This window comes from Paenibacillus sp. ATY16, from assembly GCF_003399985.2.
In the GTDB taxonomy this organism is placed as follows: Bacteria; Bacillota; Bacilli; order Paenibacillales; family Paenibacillaceae; genus Pristimantibacillus; species Pristimantibacillus glycanilyticus.
Genome location: NZ_NMOK02000055.1, coordinates 1 through 24,647, shown reverse-complemented (window position 1 = coordinate 24,647; position 24,647 = coordinate 1). Strand labels below are relative to the sequence as shown.

Below are 24,647 nucleotides of genomic sequence, written 5' to 3'. Positions count from 1 at the left end.
CGCTAATCATGGTATTCAAACAGCTCCGGAAGAGCTTCCAGCTGAACAACTGGTCTATTCGATACAAGCTTATTCTTCACTTCCTGCTGATCAGTATTTTGCCTTCCCTTGTTATTGGGTTATTAATGGGGTGGATCGTTAACGGCATTGTTGAGAAACAGGTCAACGGCCATACGATGCAGCTTATCGACAATGTGAATAAGTCGCTGGATTATTACGCGGGCAATATTCAGAATATCTCCTATTTTATATCGATGAATCCGGAAATTCAGGCTTTCCTGAGCGAAGGGAAAAAAGCCATTAACGATGATCATGAGGAATACCGCATGTCCAAATTTCTGCAGGGCTTTACCTCGCTTTACTCCGAGGTGGCGGGAATTATCATCGTACGGCCTAACGGCGATTATTTCAGCAACGAGATGTATGCCCGGACGGGAGACAGTCTGGCGAAGGAGTCCTGGTATCAAGAGGCTGTTGAGGCGAAAGGGATTTTCAAAATTATCGGCCATCCGGCCAACCGGAACGTGACGACCCATTCCAATTACAAGGACAGCGAGGTTGTCTCGGTTGTCCGCGCCATTCAGGATCCGGATACGCAGAAGACGTTAGGCGTTGTCCTTATTGATCTTAAGCTGAGGGTCATCGCGGAGACGGTTCGGGATGTGCGGCTTGGAAAATCCGGCTACTTGATGGTGATCGACGATAAGGGCGAAAGCATCTACGCACCCAAAAACTCCAAAGTCGGAAGTCTGGGTGTTGCCTTGCCCGGCCAGCAGTTATCCGGCATGTTCGCTCAAACGGTAGGGGGCCAGAAGCTGCAGTTTATTTATCAGAAATCCTCCTTCACGAATTGGACGACCGTTGGGGTCTTTGCCGTTCAGGACAGCGTGCAGGAGATTAAGGACATTAACCTCTACCTCGTTACCTTCGTGTTTATCGTGTGCATGCTTGGCATTGCCGCCTCGTATTACCTGTCCCATTCAATCTCCCGGCCGATCTCGCAGCTGGCCTCCTTCATGCGCAAGGTTGAGGAGGGCAATATGAGCATTCGCATTCCGGAGGAGCGGGAGGATGAGATTGGCCTGCTCGGCCGCAGCTTTAACAAGATGCTGTCGCAGATGACCCGGCTGATCTCGCAAGTATGGGCGGAGCAACGCCTTAAGCGGGAGGCGGAGCTTCGCAGCCTGCAGGCCCATATTCAGCCGCATTTTCTGTACAATACGCTGGATACGATCCAGTGGCTGGCCCGCAAGGACGGAGCGAAGGAAGCGACGGAGATGGTGGAGGCTTTGTCCAAGCTGTTCCGCATCGGGCTAAGCAAAGGCCAGGAGATGATTCCGCTCACCGACGAGCTCGAGCATATCCGTAGCTATTTGAAAATCCAGCAAACCCGTTATAAAGATAAGCTGAACTATAACATCGAAGTAGACGGAAGCAGCGACAACTTGTTCGTGCTGAAGCTTATTCTTCAGCCGCTTGTAGAGAACGCGATCTATCACGGCATTAAGGAACGCCGCGGGCCGGGGATGATAACGATCCGCGCCATTATTAGGGAAGAGATATTGGAATTGGTTATTCAAGATGACGGAGCGGGAATGACGGAAGCCAGACTTGAAGCTCTGCGGGCGGTGCTTCAGGCCGTTCCTTCGGTTCATGAGGCTAATGCGGCGCAGAGGACAACCGTAGTTGCAGCGTCGCCCGGCCGTCCGCAGGGGCAAGCGGCCAGCTACGGTCTCCGGAACGTGCAGGAGCGGATCCGCTTAAGCTTTGGCGAGACCTACGGCATTGCGATTGAGAGCAAAGAGAAGGCAGGAACGACGGTAATCATTAAGCATCCTATTATTCATCGGAAGGGGCAGGGTACGCATGATACGCACATGGAAGGTGTTAATCGCGGATGATGAGTCCATTATCCGGGAAGGAATCCGCAGCTCTATACCATGGGAGGATCTGCAGCTGGAGGTCGTTGGGGAAGCCGAGGACGGGGAGGAAGCGCTGGAGCTCGCCGTGGAAAAGCAGGCGAATATTCTGCTCGTCGATCTGAGCATGCCCATTATGAACGGCCTCACCTTGATCAGCCACCTTCGGGAGCAGCTTCCCAAATGCAAGATCGTCATTATTACCGGCCATGATGAATTTAATTATGCTTACGAAGCGATCAAGCTGGAGGTGGACGATTATATATTGAAGCCAGTGAATCCCGATATGCTGGGAGAAGTGCTGGCGAGAGTCGTTCAGAAGCTGGAGGAAACCACCGTTAACGAAGAGCTTCTGCAGATGGCTTCCAAGCAGATCGATAAAAACCTCGCGCTGCTCAGGGAAAGATTTTGCCTCGAATGGATCAAGGGAGAGCTGGGGGAAGCGGAGATTCGCGAGCAGCTTTCATTCCTTCGGATGCCGGGCGAGGAACCGGACTATGTAGGCGTCATCCGGTGGCCGGAGCAGTCGAAGGGCAAGGCGTTTTTCTCGGAGAAGGACCGTCAGCTTCTCTTGTTTGCTATCGAAAATATTATGGAAGAGCATCTTGAGCCGTTTACTTCCGCTCACTTCCGGGATAAAGTAGGATTAATTGTTGTTCTGATCTGGGGCAAGCCGCAGGAGGCGGTCTTTAAGCAGATTGAAGCGGATGTGGCGGGCTATTTGAAGATTGAGATTGTGGCCAGCTACCAGGAAGGCTCATCGGGGGATGTACCCTCGCTTTACGCGGAGGCACGGGCTTCCGTTAACCGGGAGACAAAGCTAAGTCCCTTTGTCCGGCGGACGAAGGAGATTATTGCGGACCGCTATGAGAACCGGGACTTGTCCCTTGAGGGAATTGCGGGCGAGTTGAACGTGTCGGCCGTTTATCTGAGCCGTATTTTCAAGCAAGAGATGGGGACTTCTTTTATAAGCATGCTGACAACCGCCCGGATGAAGGAAGCGATTCGGCTGCTGAACGAGACGGACCTGGCCATACATGAAATTGCCGAGAAGACGGGTTATGAGTCTCAGCATTATTTCAGTACGGCATTCAAGAAAACGACGGGGCTGCCCCCGAATCAGTATCGGAAACGGAATTAGCTGGCTTTTTGGAAAAGGAGGTGTCTTGCGTGGAATTAACCTATTTGAAAACCTTCTGCGAAGTCGCGAAGCACGGAAGCTTCACCCGCGCGGCGGAAAGTCTGGGCTATGCCCAGTCCAGCATTACGACGCAAATCCAGCGGCTGGAGGAGTCGTACGGAGCCGTGCTGGTTGAACGGTTCGGCCGGAGCATGAGGCTGACGATCGCCGGCGAAGCGCTGCTTCCTTACGCGAAAGAAGTGATCAGGCTCCACGAAGAGTCGAAAGAAATCGTGTCGAAGCAGTCCAAAGGAACGTTGTCCATCGGCACGATTGAGACGTTGGCTGCCTATTATTTGCCGCCGTATTTGCAGGCTTACCGCCAGCAGTATCCGGATATTAACATCATGCTGCAGCCTGGGAATGAGCCTCTTATCATAGAAGCCGTCAAAGAGGGGACGATGGATGTAGGCATTATCCTGGACCCGCCGTTCTCGGATCCGGAGCTCCATACGGTGGTGTTGAGAGAAGAGGAGCTTGTTATTATCGCGAGTCCCGAGCATCGGTTCTCGGCATTAAGCGAGGTCCGGGCAGAGGATTTATCGGGCGAGCCTCTTATCCTCACCGAGGATGGCTGCACGTACCGGGCCATGCTGCTCAAAGTGCTGCGGGATGGCGAGATAGACAGTAAGCCTTCTTACGAATTCGGGAACATGGAGGCTATCAAGCAATGCGTGGTTTATGGTCTTGGCGTTGCCTTGCTGCCGCGTATCGCGGCTGCCGAGGAAATTCGGAAGCAGCAGCTGATTGCGCTGCCTTTTAACCATCCGGCCTGCAGGTTCTATACCCAGCTGATTTATTCGAAGAAGAAATGGCAGTCCAAAGCCTTTGTTGGCTTCGTGGAATTAATCGGCGAGGGCAATCATCAGAATCATTGAAGTATGCAATCGAAAACGATCGATAACTCCGATGTTAGGGATCATGCTATATTGAATTCAACAAGCCAAGGCATTTGGCAAATCCCCTAACTGGAGGCACTCCCTATGACAAACCAACCATTTTCGCTCGTCCTTGAAACTCCTGCCGCATCACCGGAAGCTACGCACCGCCACTATATCAACAAGCTTTCCGTTGAGACGGACGTAGCGGATGTTTACTACGATATGAAGCACGGCCTTGACGACTTTCTACTGATTGATGTACGCAGCCCGAAAGCGTATGCCGAGTGCCACATTCCGGGGGCGATTAACCTGCCTTCCAGAGAGATGACGGCGGAAACAACGGCATCGTTCTCGAAGGAGCAGCTCATCGTCGTTTACTGCTGGAGCCCGGCGTGCAACGGCGGCACCAAAGGCGCGGCGCGCCTCTCCGGCTTAGGCTTTAAAGTAAAAGAAATGATCGGCGGCATCGAGTACTGGCGCAAAGAGGGCAACCCGGTGGAAGGCACGCATGTGGAAACCGCACCGATGGTGGGCTAGTGAATGAATGAGTGGCGGACCAGATTCCCGGAGAGGGGAATCTGGTTTTTTTGCTGTGCTGATCGATCCGCTCCCCCCGCTAACGAAACTACGAAACCTTATTTGCCCAAAAATAACTTCATTTCTAATCTAACGAAACGTGGTAACGCTATTTGGCCGATTTTGAGTGAAAAGAGGCATATACACAGGGAATAACGATAGGTAGTTTCGTTAGAATTCCAAAAGGCTCCATTTTGCTGAAATAGCGTGTTACAGTTTCGTTAGAGTTTGTCGCATGCGGCCGGGGGCGGGCTGGGTTAGCCTGCTTGAATTTTTTTCTCTTGTGAAAGCCAAACGAAACGCTCGTGCGTCTAATCTATAGAAGAGAGAGGTTAAAGCAAAGTAGGTGAGGGGCATTATTGATCTGGTGAGAAAGGCGCAGCGCGGCGACGAGTCCGCGTACTTGGAGCTTTTTCAGCAGCATGAAGAGGATTTGTATAGGGCGGCATATGTGCATGTGGGGAACGAAGAGGATGCCTTGGACGTTATTCAGGAAACGGCATATCGGTCGTTCAAGGGGATAAGCAAGCTGAAGGAGCCTGCTTACTTCAAAACTTGGCTCATTAAGATAGCGATAAGCTGTTCGATCGATCTGCTGCGCAAACGGAAGAGACAAATTCAATGGAGACCGGAGTATTTGGATTCGATTACCGTCAGCGATGAAGAGGACTTTACGTTGTCGATTACGTTAAAGGAACTGGTGGAGGCTTTGGAGCCGGAAGAGAAAAGCGTTGTTATTCTGCGATTTTATTATGATCTTACGATCCGGGAAGTTACGGAAGTATTGGATATACCGCTAGGCACGGGAAAGACCTTGCTGTATCGGGCGTTGAAAAAGCTAAGGAAACGGGTAGAGGAGGATGGAGTTTATGGATACGGGCTCCGATAAAATAAAGCAGCAAATGCAGACCATTCCCATTCCCTCTGAGCAGCTTCGTTATAGGGCACGCCTAGGTATAGAGCAAGCAGGAAGAGAGAGACGAAAGTTTACGCGATTAAGACGCGGATGGACTTCTATAGCTGCTGTCATTGTTGTCCTTCTAATATCAACGGTATTAGTTAACCATACGAAGGTATGGGCGGCTATTCAGAATGCCTTGCAATTTATTCCCGGTACCGGAATGGTGAAGGAAGAGAAGTCTCCGGAAGAACGTTATATTCTGGGCAAGCCTATTACCGTAAAGGTTGGGAAAGAGGGAACGATTATTATTAAAGGCATGATGTCCGACCATGAAATGACCTATATTACGATGACCGGGCAAAACACAGCCAGATTAAAGGATGTTACTCTAATTAATGCACAGGGTGAGGCCGTAACGATTGACACAACTATGGCTTCATGGGGCGGAACGATCTGGACGTCTTCTTTCTGGCATAAAGGAGAACTGGACGTACAGGGTGATATCAAGCTGATGATTGGGGAAGAAGCTCGAATAGAAGTGCCTATTCATCTAACGAAGGCGGAATCCTTCGACAGCTATTCCGAGCTTGGTCCAACCTCTACGGCAAATGGGCTGTCCATCACGGCTATTACCGATAAGGTAGAGGAGAGTGCAAGGGTGTCTATTATTACCCCGCCACGGCAGGATTTCCGCATCATCGATTACGGGATCCATGGCGTCTACATGCATGAGGAAAGTCTCAAGCTTCATGTGGTGAATAAAGCGGGTAAAAAGCTGGAGATTACCACGGTGCAAGGCTTGAGCAGTCCCCAAAGCGAGCTGTACTTTCCGCTTGGCCGCACGCCCGATGAAACCTACACTCTTACGATTCCGGAAATTAACGTCGAATACCAAGATGAGGTCAAAGTAAAAGTACCGGCCGAGACAACGGATAGCCTGAACCAAACCTTCGAAATTGCCGGTTATCCGGTTACCATTACTCACGTGGAAAAGACTTCCCCAACGACGCTTAGGGTTTACACGGATCTTCACTATGACGAGAAGGCGCCTTCCTCGCTATATATGATTGGCGCCGAGGAGAGCGGCATGGCGAAGCTTAAGGAGAAAACGGGCGAAGTGGTATATTTGGAATGTACGATAGAACCGGGGAGTAAGCACCTAACGTTGCATATCAACCGTCCTGACGTTGTCCTCCGCGGACCATGGGTGTTTCATTTGCGGCAAAGCGACTTCTCCGGTTAATCAAGAAAGAGGCAGCGGAATCCCGCTGCCTCTTTCTTGTTGGCAAACGCTTAAAACGAATCCGGGGTTGGAGGCGAATGTCTGCCGGTCACTTCATCATAGAAGTGAGCCTGCGTAACGCTGATGTATGGACACAGCCACAGATAACCCAGGCCAAAAGGAATCGCGGCCAGGATTGCCCAGCCGATAAAGGTCAGCTGCAGAACGAAGTAGCGCCATTTATTGCCCTTCATGATTTGTTTGCTTTCGTTGATGGCTTCCAGAATGCCGATATCCGGATTATCCCGGAGAATAAAATAAGCTTGCGAGTAACGGAATGCCGCAATAATTCCCGGAATGACAAACAGCAGCGTCCATAAGAAAGTAAACAGTCCGATCATAAAGTACAGGCAGAACGCTTTAATAAATTGGGCGAAGCCGCTGAAAACTTCCGATACAGGCGGATTTTCTTTCCTGGCAATGCCCAGATAGAAGCTGATGAGTCCAAGTGAGATGGCGCCGCTGATCAGAATGCTGATCACATTGCCGAGCACCGGGATCAAATAATTGATCAGACCGATAACGGCCGCCATTAAGATGGCCAGCAGAAAGCCTCCGATCGCTTTTCCCCAATTGCCTCTCAGGCTTTCTCTCGCTCTGGCCCTCAGTTCCGAGTACGATGCGTTCATATGTACCTCCTTAAATAATAAGATGAATAGCCATCTAAATATACGGGGGGAACGCGGGGAACATTCCTGAAAATAAGGAAAAGGATATTTTTTCTGCACAGCGAACTATTAAGGTCATATAGAATTTAGGGGGATAATCATTGAAGAAGTTTCTCGTTATTAGCCAGATTATTTATTTGCTGTTTCTGATTCCGTGGCTGTTTACGTTTGGGATGTCTTTCATGTCCTTTGACGGCGGCTTTTCGGCATTAAACATTTTGTTTGTACTAGGTCTTGGCGTTTACCCGCTCTTTATGATCGCCTGCTCGATTGTTGCCTGGACTCTTCATCGGAGTTACAAAAGGGCAGCGATTCTATCGAACTGTGTGCCTATGTTATGGGTGGGCAGTATTGGGACTTTGCTTTTATACGCGACATTATCCTAAGAGAAAAAAGCCCACTCAAGCCGGCAATTAGCCTGCGCTTGAGTGGGCTTTATTATTTAACCGTCTTAATACGTTTTTACCGCATCAATATTAATCGTGCTGCTGCCGGTGCTGCCGGAGCCTTGATTAATATAGAAGTTAATCTCGGCGATGGAGCCAAGATCGCGCGAGCTGTTGCCGCCGCTGTACCAGCTTGGGCGCGCAAAGCTGCTGAAAGGAACCTGGATCGTTGCCGCCGTTGTGCCGGAGAGCACATAGGTCGTCTCCCACGGTTCGCCGCCGGCTTCCTTAAACTGGACGGTCAGCGTACGGTTTGAGCCGTCCGGCTTCACCCATAAGCTGATGCCCGTTTTGCCGGTCCAGCTGGCGGAGATCGGGTGAATGACGCCCGAATAGTTGGCGGCCGTCGTAATATTGTAGCTCAGCTTCATGCTGTTCGTACCGTCGATTTTGACGGACGTATCAAGAGTTGGAGTAATGGCGCTTCCGGACGAGTTCATCGTGTAGACGGCCTGCAACGCGCTGTTCGAAGCGTAGCTGTCAAAGCTGTCGATGGCATCGCTTGGTGGCTGCGTGCCTCCTCCGACTTGACCCGCCGTCACGGAGTCGATATAAATCGAACTGCTGCCCGTTGAACCGGAGCCCTGATTCACGTAGATACTGTATTCCTTAATCGTATTCAGGTCCTTCACGCCGTTGCCGCCGCTGTACCAGCCCGGATGGTTGAAGGAGCTGAACGGCAGATTGACGATTCCCGCGGTTGTGCCGGACAACGTATAGTACGTTTCCCATAGCTCGCCGCTGGTCTCCTTGAACTGAATCGTCAGGGTCCGGTTCGACCCGTCCGGCTTGAGCCAAAGCGATAATCCGGTTGCTCCGGACCAGTCGGCCGTGCCGAGCTGCTTGGTTGCCCCTGCAAAGTTGGCAGGAGAGGCCGCGATGGTATAGGCAAATTTCATGCCGTAGGTGCCGTCGTTTTTGTTTGCGGTATCCCTTGTAACCGTCAATGCGCCGCCGTCCGTATTGCGGACATAAGCGCTTTGCAGCGCGCTGTCCGAGCTGTACGAATCGAAGGCATCAATCGCAACCGACGTGGATTGAGCTGCCGTCGTAAAGGTTTGGCCGGCATTCGATGCCACCGTGGACCCGGTGCCGTTCACGGCCGTTACTTTCCAGTAGTACGTTTTGTTGTAGGCAAGCGCGGAGCCTGGAGTATAAGAAGTAGAAGTAAGTCCGCTGGCGTTAATAACCGGGCTCGTATAGGAGCTGTTGTCCGCAACAACAAGCGTATAGCTTGCGGCGTTGCTGGAGGCATTCCAGCCGAATGTCGGCAGCACGCTTTGGACCGTGGCGCCGCTTGCCGGGGACGACAACGTAAAAGCGCCCGGAGCAGGCAGGGCCGTTCCGCCAGTAGCATAAACAGGAGAGTAGGCTCCGGCAACCCCAGCAAGGTTATGGGCTTTTACTCTATACCAATAAGCCGTGCCCGAGACGGAGGTCGAATCGGTCCATGGTGTATCATTGTCCGTCGCGCATTGATTGCAGACAACGGTCCATGGTCCGCTAGCACCGGCTGTTGCCCGTTCGACGGTATATTTGTCCGCCGCAGCCGCACCTCTCCATTTCAGCTGAACCTTGCCGCCGCTTGCCTGATGGCCCGTAATAAGCGGCGCGTCAGGAACGCCCGCAGCAGGAACGGCTATCCCGCGCATCGCGTAAGCGTGGTTGCGCAGCTGCTGGGCTTTGGTCCGCATATCCGTTGTCGTGCCCGGATAATAGATGGTGAATCCGTCGTTATGCACTTTATAGCCATAATCGTCGTTCTGCCCGAACAATGCCCAATAGTTGCTGCCGGCAATCGCCGGTTGGGCTTCAATGGCGGAGAGGAAGTTCGCAAGCGTACCGTACGTTTCCAGGTTCCAAGCGAATTCGCCTACAACCATCGCTTTGCCGGCGGCTTGAACCTTGCTTGCCTGCGTATTCAGTTCCGTAACCGACAAGCCTTTGCAGCAGGCGCCAACGGCCGGCCATTGGTAGAAGTGGTCGCTGTAGATGTCTACGCTTGAGATGGAAAGATGAGCGTCCTTCACGCCATAGGTTCCGTCCATGACGAGGTGGTTGCCGTCGATGCTTTTCAGATAATCGGCAATGTCCTGCGTCCAGTTCTTCATGGCCGTCGGATTGTCGTACCAGCCCAGCTCGTTGCCGGTTTCCCAGGCCATAATGGTCGGGTCGTCTTTGTATTTGACGCCGGTGTAGGTATTGGTGCGGTTGAGGAGAACGCTTAGATGCTGCTTGAAGGCGCTGATAATCTCCGGCTTGTTGTAGAACTCGTAGCCGGTGTAGCTGATGCCGTCGTCGGGATAGCCGAACCAGCGCGTCCATGATTTTTTGCCGCCGTGGTAATAATCGTATTGGTCGATGAGCGGGAGAACAAGACGAAGTCCGGCGTCGCCGGCTGCTTTGATGGCGTAATCAAGCTTCTGGAAGGCGGTCTCGTTGTATGTACCGAGCGATGGCATAATGCACTTCGGACAGCCGAAGGAGATGGCGGCATGGGAGCGGACGACGGTTGCGCCCATTTCTTTTGCCGTCTGCAGGGCATTGTTTACGCGGAATTCGGTCGGATATTCGACGGGATTCTCGTCCAGGGAAAGCCAATAGATGTTGGGACCGCTGTAGCGGAAAGGCTGGCCGTTCAGCATCAACTGGCTGCCGGAGCGGGTGACGAAGCCGGAGACGGCGGCGGAAGCTTTTTTCGCCGGAGGTCCGACTAGAGCTAACAAAGACATAAAGGCCAGAAGCAGGGCAAGGGAGTAGGAGAGCATACGGAATCTAGTGGTGATCACACGATAACCTCCTTCAATTTGGGTGGCTAATAGCAGCCAAGCACGCATGGCCTGGGACAAAATGTAAACGCTTTACCTCCTTTCCGCACGAAATACGCAGGCCGCGTGCTACTAATCTAACGCCAACCGCAGCCCCCTGACTATTGGCTAATTTTTAGGTTTATTGCACTCTGTTTAGGCCTTCCCGATTTACACGAAGAAAAGGTTGCCTGTTTCTTGGGCTCTGTGTCAGAATCACAGTAAACGCTTACATATTTGAGTGACGGGAGCCGGCGCAAATGAACATAGGACGTGGCCTTTTCCATATTAACGGGTTTAGCAGCATGACCATGCAGAAGAAGCTGATTATCGTATTCGTGGTTCTTATTATTATTCCTATCTCGGCTACGGGATTTATTTCCTATCAGAATTACATTCAATCTATTAATAAGAATACAAAAAATTACGTCACCGAGCTGATCAGCAACATGCAGGCGAATCTGGACAGCCATCTGGAAGACATGATGACCGTCAGCAAAATTCCGCTCTACTCGGTCGAAATGCAGCAATACATGAGCCATCAGGAGATGACGCTCGAGAAGCAGCGCCAGATGGACTTCTATATCGGCCTGCTCGACAGCATGAGGAAAAATCTCTATTCCGCCTATCTCTACGATAATTACGGCAACGTGTTCTACCGGATCAAGACGGATGCCATCCGCGAGGATATGATGAGCCATTACGAGGAATGGAAGCGGCTCGCTGTGCAGGGCAACGGCAATCCCGTAATTATCCCGACCCAGCGGGTGATGCGCGCGAACGGCACTCCGCAATATCTGTTCACGGTGCTCCGGAGCATCCGGGATATCGGCACGCTGGAGACAATCGGCTATGTGGCGGTGGATGCCGACATTCACGTTATTGAGGATGTCGTGCAGGAGCTGAATACGGTAACGAACGGGAAGACCCTTATTATTGACGGCCAGAACAATGTGGCTTATGACAGCGATCATGTGCTGACCGCTACCAATATAACGGGCAATGAGGTCATTCAGAAAGCCGTTGGCGATCAGGGCAGCTTTAATGTCGTGGTCGACGGCCTCTCTTACATATGCAGTTACTCCGTGTCCAAGGATACCGGCTGGAAAATATTCGCGTTTGTTCCGGTGAACTATCTGCATCACGATGCCCAGTTGACGCGGAACGTCACGCTTACGACAACCATCGGGATTATCGGCTTTGCGCTGCTTGTCTCGGTTATATTGGCTTTTATGATGACCAGATCCCTCCGCCAGATGACGGACCTGATGCGCACGGTGCGCGGCGGCAACCTGGACGTCAGCTTTGACGTGAAGCAGAAGGACGAGGTGGGTATTCTCGGCACGGAATTTAACCGCATGCTCAGGCGGATGAAGGAGCTGATCTCTGAAATTTACGTGATCCAGTCCCGCAAAAAAGAGGCCGATCTGGAGGCGCTGCAAAGCCAGATCAATCCCCATTTTATATACAACACGTTAGAGACCATCCGGATGACCGCCGAGATTAACGATGACGAAGAGGTCGCGGAGATGACCTTTACGCTTGGCAAGCTATTAAGATACAGCATTAACCGGGGGCGGGAGACGGTTGAGTTAAGGGAAGAACTGCAGCATTTGGAGCGGTATCTTCAATTATTGCGCTACCGGTTCAGCAACCGGTTTGTCGTTGCCTTCGACATTCCGCAGGAGCTGATGAACTTCCCGGTCATGAAGCTGACCTTCCAGCCGATTGTCGAGAATGCGATTCTCCATGGCATGGAGGGCAAGCCCAACGAGGTTACGATCCGCTTGTCGGCCGAGCTGAAGGAGCAGCTGCTTATTTTTTCTATTAAAGACGAAGGTGCGGGGATGGACGGCATGACGCTGGATCTGCTCCGCCAATCAATGAACGGTACGCGCGAGGCGGGAAGCTCCAAGACCGGGGTAGGCCTGCGTAACGTCAATGAACGGATCAAGCTGCATTACGGCGAGACGTATGGGCTGGAGATTGAGAGCAAGTGGGGAGAAGGAACAGCCGTCTATCTAAAACTTCCGAGAAAGCATGGTGAATAACAAATGCTGAGCATTATGATTATCGACGATGAGGATCTGATCCGCCGCGGGCTGGAGAAGATCATTTCCAAGCTGAACGAGGAATATCTGGTTGTCGGCAGCTTTTCGAACGGCTTTGAGGCCTCCCAGGAGCTGGACCGTCTCTCTCCGGATGTTGTCATTACCGATATTAAAATGCCCTATATGGACGGGCTGCAGTTCATAGAGGAATTAAGACGCCGTCTTCCGGATGCGCGCTGTCTGATTTTGAGCGGCTATAATGATTTCGATTATGCGCGTACCGCCATGCAGTATGGCGTAAAGGATTATCTGATTAAGCCGGTGGATAAGGAAGAGCTGCTGGCGAACCTTACTCATATTCACGAGGAGCTTAAGGCGGCGAAGCAGGAAAAAGAAAAGGAGCAGCTGCTAAGCAAAAAAGCGCAAATGAGCGATCTTTTGCTGCAGGAGCAGCAGCTGCGCCGGCTGCTGGGCGGCGATAAGGATACGGCTGTATCCGCCGGGGTGGAGGAGCTCTCCTTACCGGTTATATTTGAGTGCCCTTACGCGGTGCTTGCCGTCCGGGCTTCCAATCAGGGCATGAAGGAGCAACTGCTGGAATGGGGAAGGACGATGGCGGCTGAAGGCATAGAGAGCGTGGCTATGGAGGCGCAGATTATCGCCCTGTTGGTTCCTGCTCCCAAGGAGGAGGAGACGGGCAGGCTTGCTCACAAAACGGCGCTTCGCTTGATGAACGACCTGCAGTTTGCCGCCAAAGGCAAGTTTGCGATCGGAATCAGCGGCGGATATCAAGGGAGCGATAAGGCGATATGCGCTTATCAGGAGGCATTGGCGTTGTCCTGCGCCGGCATTTACAAGCGCGAAGCGTTTGCCGTTGTGACGGGCAAGGAAGGACCAAACGCTCCAGCGGATCCTGCTTTTTTCACCGGGCTGCTGACGGGCGGCTTTACCCAGGCGCTCGAAAGGCTTGATGCGGAAGGCATCGGGGCGGCGGTTCAGCGGATGTTCGCGGAGATCGAGCGGGTGAGGCCGCCTTATCCGGATCTCGTCCAGTTTATGGCGAATCTGCTGTATACCGCCGTACAGAAAGTAGACGGCCTGCTTGACGAGCTGGTCAAGCTGACGCCGCCGGGCGTGGGCGTCTACCAGTCGGTTGCGGACTTTTTTAACCTGACGGAGCTGAAGGAACGAATCCAGCATTTGCTGGAGCTGTCCCTGTACCGGCTTGCTTCCGCGCGCAAGGAGGGCGGCAACCGGGTGATTGAGACGATTAAACAGCTGATTCAGCAGGATTACGATAAAGACCTTGAACTGACCGAGCTGTCCGAGAAGGTATTCCTTAACCCGAGTTATCTCAGCACGTTATTCAAGCAGGAGACGGGGCTGACCATCACGCAATACGTGCTGCAGTTGCGCATGATGAAGGCGAAGGAGCTGCTGAAGAAGCGGATGGACCTGAAGGTCTACGAGGTCGGCGAACAGGTTGGATATCCGGATTCTATTTATTTCAATAAGGTGTTTAAAAAAATGGTAGGCATTACGCCTAAGGAGTACCGGAATATATAATCCTATTTTTTTAAGACCCAAATTAAAGACCATAAACAAAAAACCGCGACATTAAATTGCGAAGGCGCTTTCTCTATAATCGGTTTTGTAAGTAAGCGCATTCACCACATATTCGAGGGGGAGTCGGGTTTGAAAAAGCAACAGTTAATTTCCACCATGGCCGTGTTAGGCCTTGCAATGACAATGGCAGCAGGATGCGGCTCAAATAACGGGAACAACGAAGGAACGGCAGCGCCAAGCAACAATAAAGCGGATAATGCCGCCGCAACAACGAAGGCTGATAACGCAGCCGCAACAAACGCCGCAGCCAGCGAGGAGCCGGCTGCTCCGAAGATCGCGGGCAAGGTAGTGTTCACAACCAACCGGACGGACCTGGTGGATACGGAGCTCAAAAACTACGCGGCTAAATTCCACGAGAAATACCCGGACGCGACGGTGGAGATCGAAGCGATCAAGGATTATGACCAAACCACCAAGATCCGCATGGCATCCAACGAACTTGCCGACATCAGCTTAATCCCAGGCACGGTGAAAAACTCGGATCTGCCGAACTTTTATCTTCCTCTCGATGATCTGGGCCTGAACGACCGTATTTATTTCAAAGACAACCGCAGCCAGGACGGCAAGCTGTACGGCATCTCCTCCGGCAGCGCCGCGATGGGCGTCACGTACAACAAAAAAGCTTTTGCGCAAGCCGGCATTACCGAAGTTCCGAAGACGCTCGACGAGCTGTATGCCGCAGCCGAAAAGCTGAAAGCAGCGGGCATCATCCCGCTCGCGACTAACTTCAAGGACAAATGGCCGCTGTACGGCTGGGATCAGGAGGCGTTTATTTTCGCCAATGACCCGTCCCTGCACAACACGATGGCGACGCAGGATGAACCGTTTGCGGTGGATGGACCGCACTGGCAGGCGTTCTCCATCCTGAAGAAAATGGTGGACAGCGGTTACGTTGAGAAGGACCTGATGTCGACGAACTGGGAAGGCTCCAAGAAGGATGTCGCTTCCGGCAAAATCGCCATGTTCCTGCTTGGCAACTGGGTAGTGCCGCAAGTGGTAGACAACGGCGCTGCCGCGGAGGACGTAGGCTTCTTCCCGCTACCGCTCGACAACAGCGGCGAAGCGAAGGTGATTCTGGCTTCCGACTATTACTACGGCATCGATAAAAACAGCGAAAATCCGGAAACGGCAAAAGCCTTTCTCAAATTCCTGATCGAAGAATCCGGCTATGACGATTACGCGGGCTTTATCCCCGTTCTGAAAGACAAGAAGCCTAAGCTGGCTCAGCTGAACGAATTTATGGCGACCAATCCGAAGGTAATCGAGATGGCTGCCGAGAACGACGACTACCTCGCGATTGCGAACAAAATGCAATTCGACACAAGCGCCTTCGCTCAAGACGCGATTATGGGCAAAGACATGAAAGCGGTATTTGATTCCTACAACAAGAAGTGGAAAGACGCCAAGAAAGCCTTAGGAAAATAAGGTTCATAGCGGGTTAACAGGAAGAGAAGATGCTTATCGGCGGAATCGATAACGTTTTCTCTTCCTCCTTATCAAGGAGTAAAGAAGGGTTGCCGATGTTTGCAATGAGTTACAAGGTACAGCGCTATGTCATACTAGTCTCCTTCCTCACGCTTCCGCTGCTGCTGCTTGCGGTATTTTCCTTCTACCCGGCGCTATATCTGGCTTGGCTGAGCTTTACCTCATGGGACGGCTACAGCCCGGAGAAGGCTTGGGTAGGCCTTAGCAACTATAAGGAGATTTTTACGAACGCGGATATTTTCAAGGTTCTTTCCCATAACTTCGTGTACTTTATCGGGGGGATCGTCCAGAACATCGTGGCGTTATTCTTTGCCGTGCTGCTCAACTCGCGGTTAAGAGGGCGCAACGCGTTCCGGGTATTGCTCTTCCTGCCTTACATTATGAACAGCGTGGCCATTGCCTATATGTTCACCTATGTCTACGATGCGCAGAACGGTTCGCTGAACGCGCTGCTGACTTCCGTCGGGCTGCAATCCTGGATCAAAAGCTGGCTGGGAGACGCCGCGATCGTCAACTACTCGCTTGCTTTTATCTCGGCGTGGAAGTTTATGGGCTTTAACATGGTTATTTATTTAGGCGCTTTACAATCGATTCCCGGCGATCTGTACGAGGCGGCGAAGATTGACGGGGCGGGACCGTTCAAGTCCTTCCTCTACATTACCTGGCCGAGCATCATCAAGATCGTGGAGCTCAGCATGCTGCTGACAGTCAGCGGCGCGCTTGAAGTATTTGATCTGCCGTTTGTCATGACGAAGGGCGGACCGGCCGGCTCCAGTCAGACCTTTGTTACCCAGACTGTCGAGACGGCTTTTAACTTTAGCAATTACGGGCTTGCATCGGCGATGGGGATGGTGCTGCTGTTTATCGTTGTGCTGGTGATATTCGTACAGCGGAAGCTGATTTTGCGAGGGGGGGATTAGAGCATGAGCTTGGAGACATCATTGAAAAAAAGTGCCGGCACCGTAACCGCTCAACCGGTCACGGTCTCGCCCTCCCGCACGATTGCCGCGGCTTTGAAATACGCGGTGCTGCTTGCCGCCGTGTTTGTTATTTTGTTCCCGCCGTATGTCGTCGTCTTGAACGCGTTCAAGAGCAATGAGGAGTATGCCAAGTCCGGCGTCTTTGATTTCCCGCATTCGTTTGCTAACCTCGATAACTTCTCCACGGTGTTCCACCGCGGGGATATGCTGAACGCTTTTATGAATACGGGCACGATTCTCGGCTTGTCCGTTCTAGGCAACGTGCTAATGGGGACGATGGTGGCCTTTGCGCTTGGGCGGTTTAATTTCAAGCTGAAATCCTGGATTCTAGGCGCTTACGTGGCGGCCACGCTTATTCCGTCCGTCACTACGCAGGTCGCTACCTTTGGCATTATCAAGGAGCTTGGCTTGTTTAACTCCCTGTACGGTCCGGTGCTTCTGTACATCGGGACGGATGTGGTGCAGATCTACCTGTATCTGCAGTTTATCCGCCACATTCCTTACGATCTCGACGAGAACGCCATGATCGAAGGCGCGTCGCTGTTCCGAATCTACCGCTCGATTATTTTCCCTCTGCTTGCGCCGGCGACGGCGACGGCGGTTATTCTGAAGAGCATATCGATCTACAACGATATGTATATCCCGTATCTGTACATGCCGTCGCAGAAGCTGCGGGTCGTCTCGACGGGGTTGATGAACTTCGTGGGCGTCAACAGCGCGCAGTGGAACGTGGTATGCGCGGCGCTGCTTATTATTCTTATTCCGACGACTATCCTCTATCTCGTTATGCAGCGTTTCATCTTCTCCGGGATCGTCAACGGTTCGGTCAAATAACTAAAGTCTCAATTACCTTTGAAGGAGTGGACTTATGTTTAAACGCAAGAAGATGCTGTCGCTTGGTCTCGCGGTGCTCGTAGCGGCTTCCGTTGTTATTCCCGGAATCCAGGGCTCGAGGGTATACGCGGAGGAAGCCGATGCGCCGATAGCTGCGAAATCCGCATTCATCACGCGCAGCGGCGATAAGCTGATGGACGGCGATCGGGAGTTCCGGTTTATTTCCGCCAACGTGCCAACCCTGTCGATGGTAGAGGATATCTACTGGCGAACGCCAACCGAGTGGGAGCAGGAGGATGCGTTCAAGACGCTTGTCCAGATGGGCGGAACGGTAACTAGGCCGTACGTGCTGTCCGTACGCAAAGCGGATGATCCCGCCGACATGGTGCGCCACATTATGGGCGTAGGCTCGGACGATAAGCTGATCTTTAACGAAGATGCGTTTGTCGCTTACGATAAAATGATCCAACTGGCCGGAGAGTACGGGATTCATCTCATTCTTCCTTTTGTGGACCAGTATCAATGGCAAGGCGGGATTGCGGAATACGCGGCCTTCCGGGGCAAAAGCAAAGACGCGTTCTGGACCGATCCGCAGCTGATCGCGGATTTCAAGTCGGTCATTTCGTATACGCTCAATCGCGTGAATACGTTCACCGGGGTTGCTTACAAGGATGATCCAACGATTCTGGCGTGGGAGACGGGCAACGAGCTGGTGCCTCAGTCTTCGGCCTGGACGCATGATATGGCAGCTTATATTAAAAGCATCGACGCCAACCATCTCGTGCTCGACGGCAAATACGGCATCGACGATGCTTCCCTGACGGATGACGCGATCGATATCGTCTCCAATCACTACTACCCGGACCATTACCCGAGTTATGCGTCCCAGGTGAACGTCGACAAGAACAAGGCAGCGGGCAAAAAGCCGTTTATCGTTGGAGAGTTTGGCTTCAAGCCAACGAATGAACTCAGCGCTTTCCTCGATAACGCGATCGAGAACGGCACCTCCGGCGCGATGATCTGGAGCCTTCGTTACCATAGCCGGGACGGCGGCTTCTATCCGCATACCGAATCGACGTTTAACGGCGTCTTTTACGGGGCGTACCGCTGGCCGGGCTTCCCTTCGGGCGACGGCTTTGACGAGACGAATATGCTGAATACGCTTAGGGACAAAGCGTTTGAGATCCGCGGCTTCAGCGAAGCACCTGCGCTGCCGAAGCCGGAAGCTCCCGTGATGCTGCCGGTTGATTCCGTATCGACGATCAGCTGGCTGGGCTCGGTAGGCGCTTCTTCTTACCGGGTTGAACGCTCGGAGCAGCCTGATGGCGGCTGGACGGTAGTTGGCGAGAACGTGTATGACGCGGTACCTACGGAATCCCAGTTGTTCGACGATACGAGTGCCGTATCGGGTCAGACCTATTACTACCGGGTTACGGCGAAGAACAGCGCGGGAGAATCGGCACCATCGGCTGTTGTTGGACCAGTTGCGGCAAAGCATGTCATTCAGGACGAAATGCGCAATTTCGGGAAGCTTTACAGCCATACCTCGGATCTGGAATACGAAAGCCGTGATCCGGGTGCTTTTGGCGGGGATGTATCCCGTATTAAAGCTCTGGCAACCGACAACCAGCAAAGCGTGCAATACGCGATTCCGCTTCATGATGACGGCACGCCGGTAAAGGTGAAGTCCGTAACTGTGGAAGGTTATGTTGCCTCGGCAAGCAGCGATCAAAACTTCAGTTTGTCTGCTTCGTCCGATGGCTCGGCGTTTGAGCCAGTTGATGCGGAAGCGGCGGAGTCGGGCGGCTCGTGGAAAAAAAGGTCGTATACAACCGGCGAACTGGCTGACGGCATAAAAGTGCTGCGGATCGATTATCCCGCCGCATCGGCTTCGGGACAGCTGGGCAAGGTTGTTATCGAGTATGAGCATGACGGCACGGCGCTTACGTTCCCGGACTCCGTGCAGCAGGGCGGCATTACGAACGGGATTTTATCCGATGATCTGAATAACTTCCTCAAGATGGATTCGCATTCGGCGAATCTTGGCTTCTCATCGGATACGCCGGAATATTTCGGCGGCGACGCGAAGCGGCTGTCCCGTACGTCCAACGAGCACGAATGGTTCACGTACAAGGCGGACGGCGATATGAATTACTTCAAGTTCTACGAGTACGCCAGGCAGAACCCGGCCGATTACGTCCTGCCGGACTTCAAGTTCTATACCTCGGCTAATGGCACGGATTTTACCGAATTTACGAATGTGGTGAAGACGAGCAAGCTGGGCGAAGGATACTGGGCGAAAACCGACTATATCGCTTATCAGCTGCCTGCAGGCACGCGTTACGTGAAGTTTGAGTTCCCGGTTGTGCCGGAAAGCCATCAGGACCAGCGCTGGAATCCGCAGGTCAGCAGCCTGCAGATCGGGGTAGGCGGCGCGAAGCTGGATCCGCCGGCGGAGATCAAGAAATCGGCGATTATCGATGATTTTGAAGGCTATACAGGCTCGAACAACGCTCTCCGTGCAGCATACAAAGCGAACGCGGACGGTTCGCCGGTAACGTTGTCGCTGGATACGGCGGGCAAGGTGGGCGGGCAAGGTGAACGGCGCCTATGCGATGAAGCTTGTTACGGATCTCAGCAAAGGCTGGGGCGGCATGGAGAAGGATCTGGCTGGCGCCGATTGGTCGGGCAACAGCGGCATTCAGCTGTGGGTAAACCCGGGCGGCAAGGAGGTTGGCCTTACGCTGCAGCTGACCGAAGGAATGGGCACGCAAAACGAAGTGTGGAAATCGGATACCCGCATCAGCGGCAATGAGCCGGTACTGGTGCAGTTACCGTTCCGCAACTTCTATATTCCTGATTGGTGGAAGAGCAGCCACGCGGGGCAGGGCAACGGTAAAGTTGATTTGAGCGGGGCCGCTTCGTTTGGATTCTATTTCGACGGACCGGCCGGCGATACGACCTTAATGATTGACGATATTAAGCTTTATCGCTTGCCAACGATTGATACGTTCGAAGGCTATGACGGGGATAATACCAAGCTGGCCGCGGGTTACTCGGTTAACCCGGATGGCGGTCCGATTACGTTGTCTCTGGATGCCGATCATAAGAGCGAAGGCGGTTTAGGTCTGAAGCTGGCTTATGATTTAACCGGCAAGGGCTTTGGCGGCGTGACCAAACAGCTTGGAGGCATTGATTGGACCGGCAACAACGGTATTCAGCTGTGGCTGGAGCCGGACGGCCGGAATCGGGGCGTGACGGTGCAGGTGAAGGAAACAAGCGGCGAGTATTGGGAAGCGAAGATCCCAACTTCCGGCACGGCCGCGCAGACCGTTAGCGTTCCTTTCCATCTGTTTGCCATGCCAAGCTGGAGCGGCAAGGATAACGGGAAGCTCGACATCGGCTCCATTGCGGAGTTCTCGGTTTATGTGGACCGCGGAGCGGGAGAAGCCGGTACCGGCGCGATTTATCTGGATGATATCAAGGCTGCGAAGCTCAAGGATATTGATTCGTTCGACTATTATCAAGGCAGCTCCTCGCTTGTTGGGGCGGCTTATGCTCGCAATACAAGCGGCGATATGATTACAGCATCACTGGATTCGGCTTGGAAAAAGAGCGGCAGCTACGCGCTGAAGCTGGATTACACCTTAACCGATGCGGTAGGTTACGCCGGCGTAAACAAGGCGCTTGGCGCCATGAACTGGTCCGAAGGCGGCAATGCCGTACAGTTCTGGATGCTGCCAAACGGCGCGAATCACGGTCTGACCTTCCAGTTCAAAGAGACCGACGGCGATATTTGGGAAGCGCAGGTAAGCATGGCCGGTACGGAGGAACAGTTAGTGACGATTCCGCTTGCAGGTTTAACCCGTACTAGATGGTCAACCGGGGATGGCATCATGGATGTATCCAGCGTAGCCGAATACTCCATATACGTGAACAAAGGCAGCGGCTCAACCGGATCGTATTCGGTTAGCTTGGACGATGTTGGGCTGACGACTATTCCGGTAATCGACAACTTCGATTATTATGACGGCCGGGAGCTGGTTGCTCTGGGGGCATATTCCCGCAACCCTTGGGGCGGCAGCCTGACGATAACGCCGGATGCCGGGCATAAGGAAAGCGGACGTTTCGGCATGAAGTACGAATACTCTTATCCGGATGCGGCAACCAATTTTGCCGGAGCAACAAAGCTGCTCGGCTTGTCGGATTGGAGCGGCGAGGACGGTATCCGGTTCTGGTATACGCCGGACGGTTCCGGCCGGAAGCTGGTTGTGCAATTCAAGGAGTCGGACGGCGAGACCTGGGAGTACTACGTGACGTTGACCGGTACGGAGGCAAAGGTGCTGAAGATGCCGTTTGATCAGTTCGTGCATGCGCCGTGGAATACGGCGGGCAACGGCACGCTGGACTTGAACGCGATTACGGAGTTCTCGCTTTACGTGAATCAAGGGGACGGTACGGTGGGCAGCGGTACGTTGTACTTTGACTCTATTGGACTGTATCAAGGGAATACCGATCCGACTGATCCAACCGGTCCTACGGATCCGGGGCCAAGCGGGCCTTCTAATCCGGGTACCCCTCAAGATAAGACGGTTTGGGAAGTGACGGCCGATCAGCTCAAGCCTACAGGGCAAGGTACGGTTGTGCTGAATGCTCCGGCAGGCGTAACCATGCTGAAGCTGCCGCTTCAGGCGGGAGCGCTGCTTGGGAAAAACAATCTGCAAGTTAAGATCGGCGATGCGGCCCTTACGGTAGGTGCCGGCGCGCTGCAAGCCGCTTCCCAATTGCTCACCGCAAGCGGGCAGGGCACGGGAGCAAGTCTCTATATCTCATTGACTTCCTCGGCAGGTTCGGCGCCAGCTTCTTCGGCAGCAACCGAGAAGTGGAAGGCATCGGGAACGGTATACGATATCCAGGTTGGCGTATGGACGGCAGCTGGTATCAAGCAGCCTTTAACGAAGTGGGCCTACCCTGTTCTGCTGCAGCTCCCGGTAAGCAAGGAGCTGAATCCAAAGCTTGCCGGCATTTATGCAGGCAGTTCGGACGGCGGATGGATTTATGCCGGCGGCCGTACGGATAAGGAAGGGACAGTTATCCGGGAGTTTATTACTCAGTCGGGAAGCTACGCGGTGCTGACGAGAGAGAAGCATTTTGCCGATGTACCGGATGGTTCGTGGGCGAGCGATTCCATTAGGCAGCTTGCAGCACTACAGATTATCAACGGTACGGATACGGAGCATTTTACGCCTAACCGGTCGATTACGCGCGGTGAATTCGCGGTTATTCTTGCGAAGGTGCTGGAGCTGCCCGCGGCTGATAACCTGCCGTTTACGGATGTAAATGCAGAAGCCTTTTATGCCGATGCGGTTGCGGCCGCCGCGCAAGCCGGTCTGATTCATGGACGCGACGCGGATACGTTTGCGCCTAACGACAAGATCAGCCGGGAAGAGATGGCCGCTCTGATTGTAAGAGCTTTTGAGCTTAAGATGGGGACGGTTGGCGTGACGGATAGACATCAATATAACGACATTAACGCGATCTCCGGCTGGGCGCTTGAGGCGGTAGACAAAGCTTTTGCTTCCGGTTTGATGAATGGTACCGAAAGCGGAAACTTCGCTCCGGACAAGGAAGTTACCCGCGCCGAAGCGGCTGTTGGGCTAGCCCGCCTGCTCGACAGGCTGCTACAGTAAAACAGAATAAAAAGGCGCCATTTAACGAAAGTTATGGCGCCTTTTTATAATAGAGACGGGGGATAGGCTCTTGTATAATGATACTTGTACCTATTTACATTTGGATGGAGCTGATCAGATGCTGAAAGGATTAACGCGGGCAGGACTTGGACCAATCGGTGATGACAAAGCCTTTATTGAGCAGGCAGCACGTTACGGATTTCAATCGGTAGATCTGGATGCTGCGGGTCTTATTCATACATACGGCTTGGAAGGCGCACGGGAATTGCTGTCGGCGAACGGGATTTCGGTCGGTTCGTGCGGCTTCCCGGTTGAATGGCGTACGACGGACGAAGCGTTCCGGGACGGGCTGCCTCAGCTGGAGGAGCAGGCGAAAGCGGCGGCACAGCTGGGTTGTACGGCAAGCTGCACGTATATTTTGCCGGCAACAGACGTATCCCCGGGGATTTTCACCATTCAGGCGGTCCGCCGTCTTAGAGAATCTGCAAATATATTAAATCATTACGGCGTTAAGCTTGGACTGGAGTTTGTTGGACCGCATCATTTGCGTACGGCTTGGAAGTATCCGTTTATCTATTCGATGGAGGATACGCTGGCATTTGCCGATGCGATTAATGCTCCGAACGTTGGCCTCCTGTTTGATGCGTATCATTGGTATACAAACGGGCTGGGCACGGAGGATATCGAAAAGCTGTCCCCTGAGCAAATCGTTCATGTTCATATTAACGATGCGAAAGACATTCCGGTCGAACAGGTGCTGGACAATGACCGCGTGTATCCGGGCGAAGGCGTCATCGATCTGCCTGGTTTCCTGCGCAGCTTGAAGAAAATCGGCTACACCGGCGCGGTTGCGCAAGAAATTCTTGCGCCGGGCGACATCGTCAGCTCGGTCGAGGAAGCGCTTGAACGCTCCAAAGCCGGCTTTGATAAGGTGTTTGCTAATGTTTAATCGAGGATAAAAAAAGGCTCTCCCGCCAGGGAGAGCCTTTTCTATTTACCTGTGCTCCCGAAGTTTGTTGCCGCCAGCCGCCAATAGAGCACCACTCCCCGCAATCCAGCAACCTTCCATCTAGACCATTCCAGGCGCTGCAACGAGCGAATGACCTGCACTTTTGCATGACGATGGCCCTCGGAGCTACGGTGGATCACATTTACCTGTACTACCGCAGTTTGTTGCCGCCAGCCCGCTAATAGAGCACCACTCCCCGCAATCTAGCAACCTTCCATCTTGACCATTCCAAGCTTAACGATGCGCCGCATCGTTAAGCCATCGAGAAAGTAACTCTACCAGATGACGTAAAATAGTCTGTGTACCAAGATC

General features: G+C 53.0%; 17 protein-coding genes. 15 read left to right on the top strand and 2 right to left on the bottom strand.

Annotated elements, in window-relative coordinates:
- The first annotated feature begins 8 nt into the window (after positions 1 to 8).
- The 6 genes from CFI03_RS29435 to CFI03_RS29410 all read left to right on the top strand — a co-directional run bounded on the left by CFI03_RS29435 (position 9) and on the right by CFI03_RS29410 (position 6,700).
- Positions 9 to 1,901, top strand: a complete 1,893-nt coding sequence (locus CFI03_RS29435; RefSeq protein ID WP_116394447.1) for a cache domain-containing sensor histidine kinase — start codon at positions 9 to 11, stop codon at positions 1,899 to 1,901.
- A complete protein-coding gene (locus CFI03_RS29430; protein WP_116394446.1) occupies positions 1,867 to 3,060 on the top strand; it encodes a response regulator transcription factor in 1,194 nt (397 codons plus the stop codon). Before CFI03_RS29435 ends, CFI03_RS29430 begins: the two co-directional genes overlap by 35 nt.
- Before the next feature lie 29 nt (positions 3,061 to 3,089).
- Positions 3,090 to 3,977 (top strand): LysR family transcriptional regulator, encoded by an 888-nt coding sequence (locus tag CFI03_RS29425; protein WP_116394445.1) that lies wholly within the window; start codon positions 3,090 to 3,092, stop codon positions 3,975 to 3,977.
- Between the two features lie 105 nt (positions 3,978 to 4,082).
- Positions 4,083 to 4,517, top strand: a complete 435-nt coding sequence (locus tag CFI03_RS29420; RefSeq protein WP_116394444.1) for a rhodanese-like domain-containing protein — start codon at positions 4,083 to 4,085, stop codon at positions 4,515 to 4,517.
- 385 nt (positions 4,518 to 4,902) lie between these two features.
- Complete coding sequence (locus CFI03_RS29415; protein ID WP_116394443.1) at positions 4,903 to 5,445, top strand: sigma-70 family RNA polymerase sigma factor; 543 nt, start codon at positions 4,903 to 4,905, stop codon at positions 5,443 to 5,445.
- Entirely contained in the window at positions 5,426 to 6,700 is a 1,275-nt protein-coding gene (locus tag CFI03_RS29410; protein WP_116394442.1) for a hypothetical protein, read from the top strand. Before CFI03_RS29415 ends, CFI03_RS29410 begins: the two co-directional genes overlap by 20 nt.
- 50 nt (positions 6,701 to 6,750) lie before the next feature.
- On the opposite strand, the gene CFI03_RS29405 is transcribed toward CFI03_RS29410, so the two are convergent.
- The gene (locus tag CFI03_RS29405; protein ID WP_116394441.1) at positions 6,751 to 7,368 is read right to left on the bottom strand and encodes a DUF975 family protein; all 618 of its coding nucleotides are present in this window, start codon (positions 7,366 to 7,368) and stop codon (positions 6,751 to 6,753) included.
- Positions 7,369 to 7,508: 140 nt separating this feature from the next.
- On the opposite strand from CFI03_RS29405, the gene CFI03_RS29400 reads away from it, so the two are divergent.
- Positions 7,509 to 7,793, top strand: a complete 285-nt coding sequence (locus CFI03_RS29400; RefSeq protein WP_116394440.1) for a hypothetical protein — start codon at positions 7,509 to 7,511, stop codon at positions 7,791 to 7,793.
- Positions 7,794 to 7,858: 65 nt separating this feature from the next.
- On the opposite strand, the gene CFI03_RS31385 is transcribed toward CFI03_RS29400, so the two are convergent.
- Positions 7,859 to 10,642: a carbohydrate binding domain-containing protein gene (locus CFI03_RS31385; protein ID WP_162862793.1), complete on the bottom strand. Its 2,784-nt coding sequence runs from the start codon at positions 10,640 to 10,642 to the stop codon at positions 7,859 to 7,861.
- 278 nt (positions 10,643 to 10,920) lie between these two features.
- On the opposite strand from CFI03_RS31385, the gene CFI03_RS29390 reads away from it, so the two are divergent.
- From CFI03_RS29390 to CFI03_RS29360, 8 genes are all read left to right on the top strand, one after another.
- Entirely contained in the window at positions 10,921 to 12,711 is a 1,791-nt protein-coding gene (locus CFI03_RS29390; RefSeq protein ID WP_116394438.1) for a cache domain-containing sensor histidine kinase, read from the top strand.
- A 3-nt stretch (positions 12,712 to 12,714) separates the two neighbouring features.
- Positions 12,715 to 14,277 (top strand): response regulator, encoded by a 1,563-nt coding sequence (locus CFI03_RS29385; RefSeq protein ID WP_116394437.1) that lies wholly within the window; start codon positions 12,715 to 12,717, stop codon positions 14,275 to 14,277.
- A 129-nt stretch (positions 14,278 to 14,406) separates the two neighbouring features.
- Positions 14,407 to 15,762 carry an ABC transporter substrate-binding protein gene (locus tag CFI03_RS29380; RefSeq protein WP_116394436.1) on the top strand — a complete coding sequence of 452 codons (1,356 nt, stop codon included), beginning with the start codon at positions 14,407 to 14,409 and terminating at the stop codon, positions 15,760 to 15,762.
- A gap of 95 nt (positions 15,763 to 15,857) precedes the next feature.
- Entirely contained in the window at positions 15,858 to 16,742 is an 885-nt protein-coding gene (locus CFI03_RS29375; RefSeq protein ID WP_116394479.1) for a carbohydrate ABC transporter permease, read from the top strand.
- 3 nt (positions 16,743 to 16,745) lie between these two features.
- Positions 16,746 to 17,636 (top strand): carbohydrate ABC transporter permease, encoded by an 891-nt coding sequence (locus tag CFI03_RS29370; RefSeq protein WP_248762611.1) that lies wholly within the window; start codon positions 16,746 to 16,748, stop codon positions 17,634 to 17,636.
- A 34-nt stretch (positions 17,637 to 17,670) separates the two neighbouring features.
- Complete coding sequence (locus CFI03_RS31490; RefSeq protein WP_481857722.1) at positions 17,671 to 20,451, top strand: hypothetical protein; 2,781 nt, start codon at positions 17,671 to 17,673, stop codon at positions 20,449 to 20,451.
- On the top strand, positions 20,399 to 23,326 hold the full coding sequence (locus CFI03_RS29365; protein WP_481857723.1) for an S-layer homology domain-containing protein: 2,928 nt from the start codon (positions 20,399 to 20,401) through the stop codon (positions 23,324 to 23,326). Before CFI03_RS31490 ends, CFI03_RS29365 begins: the two co-directional genes overlap by 53 nt.
- A gap of 118 nt (positions 23,327 to 23,444) precedes the next feature.
- Positions 23,445 to 24,275: a sugar phosphate isomerase/epimerase family protein gene (locus CFI03_RS29360; protein WP_116394434.1), complete on the top strand. Its 831-nt coding sequence runs from the start codon at positions 23,445 to 23,447 to the stop codon at positions 24,273 to 24,275.
- The last annotated feature ends 372 nt before the right edge of the window (positions 24,276 to 24,647 follow it).